Genomic DNA, 8,750 nt, shown 5'->3' on the forward strand with positions numbered 1-8,750 from the left:
GGTTCCGGCGGACGGCTCGGGAGCTCCGGGCCCAGCACGCTCGGCTCTTCGCGGCAGGCGAGGTCGGGCCAGACGATGATGCGTTCGACGGCGATGTCGATGAGCACCCGGGTGTAGTAGAGCCGTAGCCAGCGGTCCCAGAAGGGGCCGGTGGCGCGGGGGCCGTCGAAGCGCTCCCAGTTCGCGCCGAGGGACGCGGGGTAGTCGGCGAGCGGCGCCGAGAGCGAGGCGGTGCCCTGGACCAGCACGTATTCGGGCCGGTCGCTGTAGCCGTGGTCTCGTGTGTGGAACGCGAGGGCGACCTTGGGGTCGCGCCTGATGCGCTGAAGCTTCTTCCAGCCCCCGACCGAGCTGTTCACGGTGACGCGGCCGCCGTCGCGGTCGCGGGTGCCGAAGTTCGTGACCGGGGTGAGCACCGCGCCGCGGGCCGGCGTGACGGTGGCGAGGATGACGGCCTGGTCGCCGCAGATGATGTCGTCGACGGCGCCGGGCCAGTGCGAGAAGGTCATCGGTCGCTCCCTCCAGGACCGGCCCCAATCTAACAGACACAGATGTTTGCTAGATGGCGCGCCGGGCGCATTCGCGTCGGCGCCGCGGTGCTGGAACAAGCGGGAGGAGCTGAGAGAGCTGCGGCGTGGCTCGCTCTCTTCGAACGGAGTCAGGTCCGCTCTCCGAGAATCGCCCCCGGCACGAGGTCGTGGACGACCTGATGCCTTCGGCCACGCCGCGTGCCCCCGTCATGGATCAGGATTCAGTGGTCAGCGCTTGCCGTGGTACCGGTCCCAGAGCGCCTGCTTGTGGCCCGTGTACACCACCACGTTGCCGTCGTTCTGGACGGCGAGCCACGTGTTCTTGCGCCAGGTGTGCGAGGACCAGAGCGCCTTCTTGTTCTTGCTGTACACCACGAGGTTGCCGTCGGTCTGCATCACCGTGTACGCGCCCGGATTCCCCGACGTGCCGGTGTGCCACCTGAGCTTGTCGAAGTAGTACAGGGCCAGGTCGCCGTTCGGCTCCTGGCGGAGCCGCCAGACGTAGTTCTGGGAGACGACCTTCTGGTACGGGTAGAGCGTCACGCCGTTCGAGAGCGTGGAGATCCACTGGTAGCTGGACCACACCGCGGTCTTGCCCTTGCGGACGACGGCGCCCCCGTCGTCCTGCAGGGAGAGGTAGGCCCCCTTGGCGCCGTCGGTGTGAGTTCTCCAGTAGGTGTGGGTTCCCTTGGCGACGGCCAGGTCGCCGTTGGTGCGCATGGTCGCGGCCGAGCCCTTGACCCAGGTGTGGGAACTCCAGATGGACTTGGAGCCCTTGTACACGACCAGGTTGCCGTCGGACTGCATGGCCAGCTTGTACGCGCCGTTGGGCGAGCGCAGGTACTGCCCGGCCTTGAGGGTCTGGCCGGGCTTCAGCACCGAGCGCACAGCGCTGGCGTCGACCTTGGCGTCGGAGCTCGCGGCGCTCGCCTCGGCCTTGGTGCCGGAGTGCGAGGCGAACACGGGCACCGCGGCGGCGACGGCGGCCGTCGCCAGCCCGGCCGCGGCGAGCGCGGTCAGCTTCATCTTCATCTGTGGAACCTGGAAACCCCTTCTGTCGCGTGCGCCATGAATGCGCACTGATGACTCCCGACACTCAGGAGTCCCGTCATTGACGGGGGACGACCCTACGGTCCGCGCGGCCCGCGGATGTGTGCATTGCGTGCGGTTTCGCTGTGCACTGCGTGCAATTTCGCTGTGCACAGCGTGCGGCCGTGGGCGAGGGCGGCGATCGTCCCGTCAGTGGGGTCTTGTACCGTGCACCGCGTGCGTATCGGGGCAGATGAGACGCCGAATGAACGGCATGGGGGATCCTGCGGGACCGGCTCGGGGGCGAACGGGGTCGAGTGGTTCACCGAGATGGTGTCGCGCACGTTGATGCCGTCCGAGTTCAGCCCTCTGGACTCCGAGGGGTTCCATGCCCAGGGGTCCCTGCTGGACCTGGGCTCGGCGCAGGTGGCCAGGTTCGTCTACTCCCCGCTCCACTCGCGGCGGACGATGAGGCTGATCCGCGCGGGAGACCCGGAGCAGTACCAGCTCGGCATGGTCCTCAAGGGCACCGCGTGGTTCGCGCAGAACGGCGCCGAGGCGGACCTCCGGTCCCAGGAGATGGCGCTCTGGGACACCTCCCGGCCCTATGAGTCCGGGTCGGGGCTGGACGGCGGCCACGTCGAGGTCGTCGTCCTCCAGATCCCCAAGGCCGAGATGCCGCTGCCGTCCCAGCAGGTCGACCGGCTCCTGGCCCGGCGATTTCCCGCCGGCACGGGCCTGCAGGCCGTCCTGTCGGACTTCCTGCGGTCGCTGGCCGCCCACGCCGCGGACGCCGGGCCGGGCGGCCTGGCCACGCTGGGGCACATGGCGGTGGAGCTGACCGCCGCGAGCCTCACCCAGCAGCTCGGAAGCCGGCCGGAGGTGTCCGGGGAGTTCCGCGCCCAGACGCTGCTGCGCCGGATCGACGCGTTCATCGACCAGAACCTGGGCGAGCCGGGCCTGACTCCCCGGCTGATCGCCGACCGGCACCACATCTCGCTCCGGACGCTCTACACGCTGTTCGAAGGCCGTCCCGAGGGGGTCTCCGCGTCGATCCGCCGACGCAGGCTCGAACGCTGCCGCGCCGACCTCGCCTGCGCCGAGTTCCGGGACCAGCCGGTCCAGGCCATCGCCGCCCGCTGGGGCTTCACCAACGCCGCGTCCTTCAGCCGCACGTTCCGGGCGGCCTACGGCACCGCTCCGCACGACTACCGCCACCGAGCCCTGGGCACGAACGCCACCGACCGCGAGGCCACCGCGTTGGATTCGTTCCTTCACGAACCGTAATCGGTGATCTTTCGGGACGGGTCTCCCCTCCGTCCCCCGGGCCGGTGCGAGCCGGCCCGCACCCTCGGCTGCCTGGCCGTTCATCCTGGCTAGACTCAGGGACATGCCGGATACGCAATATGAAGACCTGCTCCGCCATGTGCTCACCACGGGTGCCCCCAAGGAGGACCGCACCGGCACGGGGACGCGGTCGGTCTTCGGCCACCAGCTGCGCTACCGGCTGTCCGACGGCTTCCCGCTGATCACAACGAAGAAGGTCCACTTCCGCTCCATCGCCTACGAGCTGCTGTGGTTCCTGCGCGGCGACTCGAACGTCGGCTGGCTGCGGGAGAACGGCGTCACCATCTGGGACGAGTGGGCCGCGCCGGACGGCGACCTCGGCCCGGTCTACGGCGTGCAGTGGCGGTCGTGGCCGACCCCGGACGGCGGGCACGTCGACCAGATCGGCGAGGTCCTGCGCACCCTGCGCGAGAACCCCGACTCCCGGCGGATCATCGTGTCGGCCTGGAACGTCGCCGACATCCCGCGGATGGCGCTGCCGCCGTGCCACGCGTTCTTCCAGTTCTACGTGGCGAACGGCGAGCTCTCCTGCCAGCTGTACCAGCGCAGCGCGGACCTGTTCCTCGGCGTGCCGTTCAACATCGCCAGCTACGCGCTGCTGACGCACATGATCGCCGAGCAGGTCGGGCTCGGCGTCGGCGACTTCGTCTGGACGGGCGGCGACTGCCACATCTACGACAACCACCAGGAGCAGGTCCGCACGCAGCTCGCCCGCGAGGCGCGACCGTTCCCCACGCTCAGCCTGAAGCCGGCCGACGACCTGTTCAGCTACACCTACGAGCACTTCGAGCTCAGCGGCTACGACCCGCACCCCGGCATCAAGGCTCCGGTGGCGGTGTGATCGGGCTCGTCTGGGCGCAGTCGTCCAACGGCGTCATCGGCCGCGACGGGACGCTGCCGTGGCGCCTGCCGGAGGACATGAAGCACTTCCGCGAGCTGACCGCCGGTTCGACCGTCCTGATGGGCCGCCGCACGTGGGAGTCGCTGCCGCCGCGGTTCCGTCCGCTGCCGGGCAGGCGGAACCTCGTGCTGTCGCGGACGCCGCAGGAGGGCGCGGAGACCTTCCCCGACCTGGCGCAGGCGCTCGCGGCGGCGACCGGGGACGTGTGGGTGATGGGCGGTGAGGCCGTGTACCGCGCGGCGCTGCCGCTGGCCGACCGGATCGTGGTCACCGAGATCCGCGAGTCGTTCGACGGGGACGCCCACGCCCCCGCCGTGGACCGGGCGCCCGACTCCGTCGGGCCGTGGCTGGAGTCGTCGACCGGGCTGCACTACCGGTTCCTCACCTGGAACTGAGCCCGGCCGTCCGCGCCCCGCTTCCCCGGGTGGTCACTCGGGGGCGGAGCTGACGTTGATCAGCGGGAGCCGGGTGAGGCGGGCCCGCTCCTCGGCGAGGATCTCGTCCTGGCGGTGCCGGCCCAGCTTGGTGTTCTGGACCTTGTCGTGCAGCTTGACGATCGCGTCCAGCAGCATCTCCGGGCGCGGCGGGCAGCCGGGCAGGTAGATGTCCACCGGGACGATGTGGTCCACGCCCTGCACCACGGCGTAGTTGTTGAACATGCCGCCGGACGAGGCGCACACGCCCATCGCGATGACCCACTTGGGCTCGGCCATCTGGTCGTAGAGCCGCCGCAGCACCGGCGCCATCTTCTGGCTCACCCGTCCGGCCACGACCATCAGGTCCGCCTGCCGGGGCGTCGCCGAGGCGCGCTCCATGCCGAACCGCGCGAAGTCGTGGCGCGGGTCGCCGACCGCCATCAGCTCCATGCCGCAGCAGGCCAGGCCGAACGTCATCGGCCACATCGACGACTTGCGCGCCAGCCCGGCCATCGTCTCCACGGTCGTGAGCAGGAAGTCGCCGGGGAGGTGTTCTTCGAGTCCCATAGTGCTTCCAGGCTGGTCGCGCGGCGCGCGGTGATCAATCGCCGGTTCCGCCATGATCGTTTCGTCCGGCGACACAATGGACGCATGGAGATGCGCGAGATCGAGGCGTTCCTGGAGGTCGCCCGCGAACTGCACTTCGGGCGCGCGGCCGCGCGGCTGCGGGTGTCGACGCCGCGGGTGAGCCAGGCGGTGCGGGCGCTGGAACGCCGCGTCGGGGCTCCGCTGTTCGAGCGGACGACCAGGCGGGTCCGGCTGACGCCGCTGGGCGAGCGGCTGCGCGCCGAACTCGCGCCCGCGCACGAGCGGATGGAGCGGGCCATTGCCGAGGCGCGCGTCGTCGCGGGCACCAAGGTGCTGCGCGTCGGCGTCGCGACCAGCCTCCCGGCGGCCGTGGTGGAGCGGCGGATCCAGGCGTTCGAAGGAGCCCATCCCCACTGCGCCGTGGTGCGTTCCGCGCATCCCAACACCGAGCCGTTCCGGTGGGCGGACGACTGGCCGGTGGACGTCTTCGTCGGCTGGCTGCCCAGCGACCCCGCGCTGATGGAGGCCGCGGGATTCCATGTCGGCCAGGCGTGGCACCGCGAGGAGCGGGCGGCGCTCCTCGCGGCAGGGCACCCGCTGGGACGGCATGTCAGCATCGACGCCGAGGAGCTGGCCGAGTACGACATCCTGTATCCGAGCAGCATGCCGCCGGACCTGGCCGACCTGTGGATACCTCCCGCCACCCCCGCCGGCGTCCCGCTGCGCCGGGTCCCCCGGCACGAGTCCGCGTCGCTGGAAGAGGCGATCATGCTGGTGGCCCAGGGAGACCTGGTCCACCTGACGATCGCCTCGGTGCGCCCCGGCAACCCGCGTGTCGTCACCGTCCCCGTGACCGGCCTGCCCCCGATGGTCTGCGCCCCGGTCTGGCCCGCCGGAAAGGACGACACGCTGATCCACGCCTTCACCTGACGCCCCAGGAGGACGATCACCATCGTCCCGTCCTGGAGGCGGCGGGTTCACCAGCGCCACTCGCGCCGGCCGTAGAGGTGCTCGGAGCGGACGTTGTTCTCCTCGCACCAGGACTCGAACTTCTCGATCTGCTTGAGCTGGTAGGAGTCCTCGTTGTAGCTGGTGGCCATGACGTGTCCCAGCCAGGGCTCCTCGCCCATCGCGTAGACGTAGGCCTCGTCCGCGCCCAGTTCGGTGACGATGGCGGCGGCCTGGTCGGCGTCCGAGCCGGAGAGCTTGCGGGAGACGTTCATCTGGCGCGGGACGGGCTTGGTCAGCAGCGCCTGGTAGAGCCAGGTCAGCGGCGCGCCGTCGCACTCCATCCCGACGAAGGCGACGTCGGCCTTGCCGAGGTGGCTGCGGATGTGCCGGTAGAGCATCGGGTCGACGCCGGACGAGTCGGCGCCGACGAAGATCTTCCGGCCGGCGAGCTCGACCCAGTAGGTCGACTTGGCGCGGATGTCGAGGTCGGCGTGCTCGCCGAGGAACGGCGTCGCGGTCACCCTTCCGCCGGGGAAGGGGACCTCCTCGAAGGAGTCGACCTCGGCGACCGGGAAGCCCGCGCCCTCCAGGAACAGCTTGAGGGACGGGTCGGCGAGCCCCCCGCCGGACGCCCGGGGCACGACGACCGTGCCCACCCGGCCGCGGAGCTGGAGGAGGGTCTCCAGGACGACGTGGTCCTGGTGGCCGTGGGTGAGCAGGACCAGGTCGATGCGGTCGGGGAGGTCGGCGAGCGTGTAGCGGTCCCCGGCCGTCGTGTCGGCGCTGATGAACGGGTCGGTGAGGATCGCCGCCTCGGGCGTCTGCATCAGCACGCAGGCGTGGCCGAGGTAGCGGATGCGTCCGCCGCCCTCGATGTGCCGGTCGGGGGCCTGGGACGGCGCGTCCGTGAGGAGCCCGGCGAGCTGCGCGGCGCCCGCGTCGTCCAGTTCCAGCGCTTCGCGCAGGGCGCCCAGGGACGCCGGCCGCAGGCGCGCGCCGAACAGGGCGTCGAGTCCCGCGTGCCGGAAGGGGATCTTCAGGTCGAGGACGCCGGGCGAGGGCAGCCGCGGGGTGCTGAGGACGAACGGGCGCTCGGTGCCCGGCTCGATCGACAGCTGGACCGACTGGCGGGCCTCGGTGTGCGCCGGGCTCCGGTACACCAGCGGTTCCAGGAAGCGCAGCGAGGCCTGGCTGTCGGTGTCGTAGACGAGCTCCACCAGCCCGGCCAGCTCCGGCGGGAGCCTGGCGTAGAGCGGGGTCAGGTCGTAGCCCTCGGCGTTCTCGCGCAGCAGGTCCTCGGCCTCGGCGATCGCCTCGGCGAAGCGCAGCATGGGGGCGCGGTCCCGGCGGACGGCGTCCAGCAGCGCGCGGACCTCGTCGGCGCGGTCCTCGTCGATGTTGATGAAGTACCCGCCGCGCAGGGCCGGGTTGCGGCTCGCCTCGGCGTGCGTGGACGGGGACTCCAGATACGACTCCAGAAGCGGCACCTGCAGGAAGGCGAGGTTCATCGCGGCCTGGACGGGCGCCACCGAGTGGAACCACGCGGAGAACCCGTCGACCAGCGGCTCGATGATGACGTTCGGCCGGAGGAAGAGCTCTTCAGTGTTCATGGGCGCCAGAATCGCGATCGCCGCTATAAAAACGCTTCCGCCCGTATATAGCGCCTTTATAGAGGGGATATGGCGGGCCTACTTCCCATTTCCCCCGATCTGCTTAGAGTCGGCTGCCGTGAACATTCAGCAGGCGGTTGCGGCGCAGGCCCGGCGGAACCCGGGCGGAGTCGCCCTCGTGGCGAAGGATCTGCGCGTCACCTACGGAGAGCTGGAGTCGCGGTCCAACCGGATCGCGCACACGCTGCTCCGGCACGGGGTCCGGCCGGGAGAGCCGGTGGGGGTCCTCATGGACCGGGGGGCCGACCTGGTTCCGGCCCTCCTCGGAACGCTCAAGAGCGGCGCCTCCTACGTCCCGCTCGACCCCGCGTACCCACTCGACCGGCTGGCGCACATGGCCTCGGACAGCGGCCTTCGCCACGTCGTGACGCTGCCCTCCCTGACCGGGCTGGTTCCGGCGGGCGTGACGCCGGTGTTCGTGGAGGCCGACGGGCCGTCGGACGACCCGGGAGTGGCCGTCCCCCCGGACGCGCCGGCGTACGTCATCTACACCTCGGGTTCGACGGGCAAGCCGAAGGGCGTCACCGTCGAGCACCGCAGCGCCATGAACCTGCTGACGTGGGTGGGCGAGGCCTGGGGCGAGGGCCTCGGCGGCTGGCTGGCGGCCACCTCGATCGGTTTCGACCCGTCGGTGATGGAGATCTTCGGGCCGCTGGTGCACGGCGGGACGGTCATCCTCGCCGACGACCTGCTCGCCCTGCCCTCGCTGCCGGCGGCCGGCGAGGTGAGGGCGCTGGGCGGGCCTCCGCCGGTGCTCGCCGCGCTGCTGCGGTCGGGGCCGCTGCCGTCCTCGCTGCGGCTGGTCTACTCCGGCGGCGAGGCGCTGCCGGCCGGCCTTGCGGCGCGGTTCTTCGCGGCGGCGCCCGGCATCCGCTTCTTCAACTGCTACGGCCCGACCGAGTGCACCACGCAGTGCCTGGCGCACGAGGTGTCCGCGGGCGAGGACCCGGTGCCGATCGGGCTGCCGATCGCGGGCGCGGTCGTCAGCGTCCGGGACGCCGGCGGCCGCGAGGTCGCGCCCGGCGAGACGGGCGAGCTCGTGGTGGCCGGTCCGGTCGTGGCCCGCGGCTACCTCGGGTCGGATCCCGGCGGGTTCACGGAGCTGGAGGGGGTCGGCCGCGCCTACCGGACGGGCGACCTGGCACGGTTCGAGGACGGCGCCTACTGGTTCGCCGGACGGTCCGACACCCAGGTGAAGATCCGCGGACACCGGGTCGAGCCGGGCGAGGTCGAGCACGCGCTGACCGCGCATCCCGCGGTGGCGGAGGCGGCCGTCGTGGCCGTGCCCGACGCCGACGGCACTCACCGCCTGATCGGC

Annotated in this window: 9 protein-coding genes; 5 read left to right on the forward strand and 4 right to left on the reverse strand. The window is 71.3% G+C overall.

The window, feature by feature from the left end:
* Together AB0J52_RS17660 and AB0J52_RS17665 are read right to left on the reverse strand one after the other, a co-directional pair.
* On the reverse strand, positions 1-509 hold a 509-nt coding region (locus tag AB0J52_RS17660; RefSeq protein ID WP_500182657.1), incomplete at its 3' end, for a pyridoxamine 5'-phosphate oxidase family protein.
* A 249-nt stretch (positions 510-758) separates the two neighbouring features.
* Complete coding sequence (locus AB0J52_RS17665; RefSeq protein ID WP_500182658.1) at positions 759-1,562, reverse strand: hypothetical protein; 804 nt, start codon at positions 1,560-1,562, stop codon at positions 759-761.
* A 234-nt stretch (positions 1,563-1,796) separates the two neighbouring features.
* On the opposite strand from AB0J52_RS17665, the gene AB0J52_RS17670 reads away from it, so the two are divergent.
* From AB0J52_RS17670 to AB0J52_RS17680, 3 genes are all read left to right on the forward strand, one after another.
* On the forward strand, positions 1,797-2,846 hold the full coding sequence (locus AB0J52_RS17670; protein WP_500182659.1) for an AraC-like ligand-binding domain-containing protein: 1,050 nt from the start codon (positions 1,797-1,799) through the stop codon (positions 2,844-2,846).
* A 103-nt stretch (positions 2,847-2,949) separates the two neighbouring features.
* Positions 2,950-3,747: a thymidylate synthase gene (locus AB0J52_RS17675; RefSeq protein ID WP_500182660.1), complete on the forward strand. Its 798-nt coding sequence runs from the start codon at positions 2,950-2,952 to the stop codon at positions 3,745-3,747.
* Positions 3,744-4,202, forward strand: a complete 459-nt coding sequence (locus AB0J52_RS17680) for a dihydrofolate reductase (RefSeq protein ID WP_500182661.1) — start codon at positions 3,744-3,746, stop codon at positions 4,200-4,202. Before AB0J52_RS17675 ends, AB0J52_RS17680 begins: the two co-directional genes overlap by 4 nt.
* Before the next feature lie 33 nt (positions 4,203-4,235).
* On the opposite strand, the gene AB0J52_RS17685 is transcribed toward AB0J52_RS17680, so the two are convergent.
* Positions 4,236-4,790 carry an NADH-quinone oxidoreductase subunit B gene (locus tag AB0J52_RS17685; RefSeq protein WP_500182664.1) on the reverse strand — a complete coding sequence of 185 codons (555 nt, stop codon included), beginning with the start codon at positions 4,788-4,790 and terminating at the stop codon, positions 4,236-4,238.
* Positions 4,791-4,874: 84 nt separating this feature from the next.
* Between AB0J52_RS17685 and AB0J52_RS17690 the strand changes: the two genes are divergently transcribed.
* On the forward strand, positions 4,875-5,741 hold the full coding sequence (locus AB0J52_RS17690; RefSeq protein ID WP_500182662.1) for a LysR family transcriptional regulator: 867 nt from the start codon (positions 4,875-4,877) through the stop codon (positions 5,739-5,741).
* 47 nt (positions 5,742-5,788) lie between these two features.
* Here the strand turns inward: AB0J52_RS17690 and AB0J52_RS17695 are convergent, their stop codons facing one another.
* Complete coding sequence (locus tag AB0J52_RS17695) at positions 5,789-7,372, reverse strand: MBL fold metallo-hydrolase (RefSeq protein WP_500182663.1); 1,584 nt, start codon at positions 7,370-7,372, stop codon at positions 5,789-5,791.
* Between AB0J52_RS17695 and AB0J52_RS17700 the strand changes: the two genes are divergently transcribed.
* The coding region (locus tag AB0J52_RS17700) for an amino acid adenylation domain-containing protein (RefSeq protein WP_500182665.1) at positions 7,371-8,750 on the forward strand (1,380 nt) is incomplete at its 3' end. The two genes, AB0J52_RS17695 and AB0J52_RS17700, sit on opposite strands and share 2 nt — an antisense overlap.

It is taken from the genome of Spirillospora sp. NPDC049652 (assembly GCF_040675125.1).
GTDB lineage: Bacteria > Actinomycetota > Actinomycetes > Streptosporangiales > Streptosporangiaceae > Spirillospora.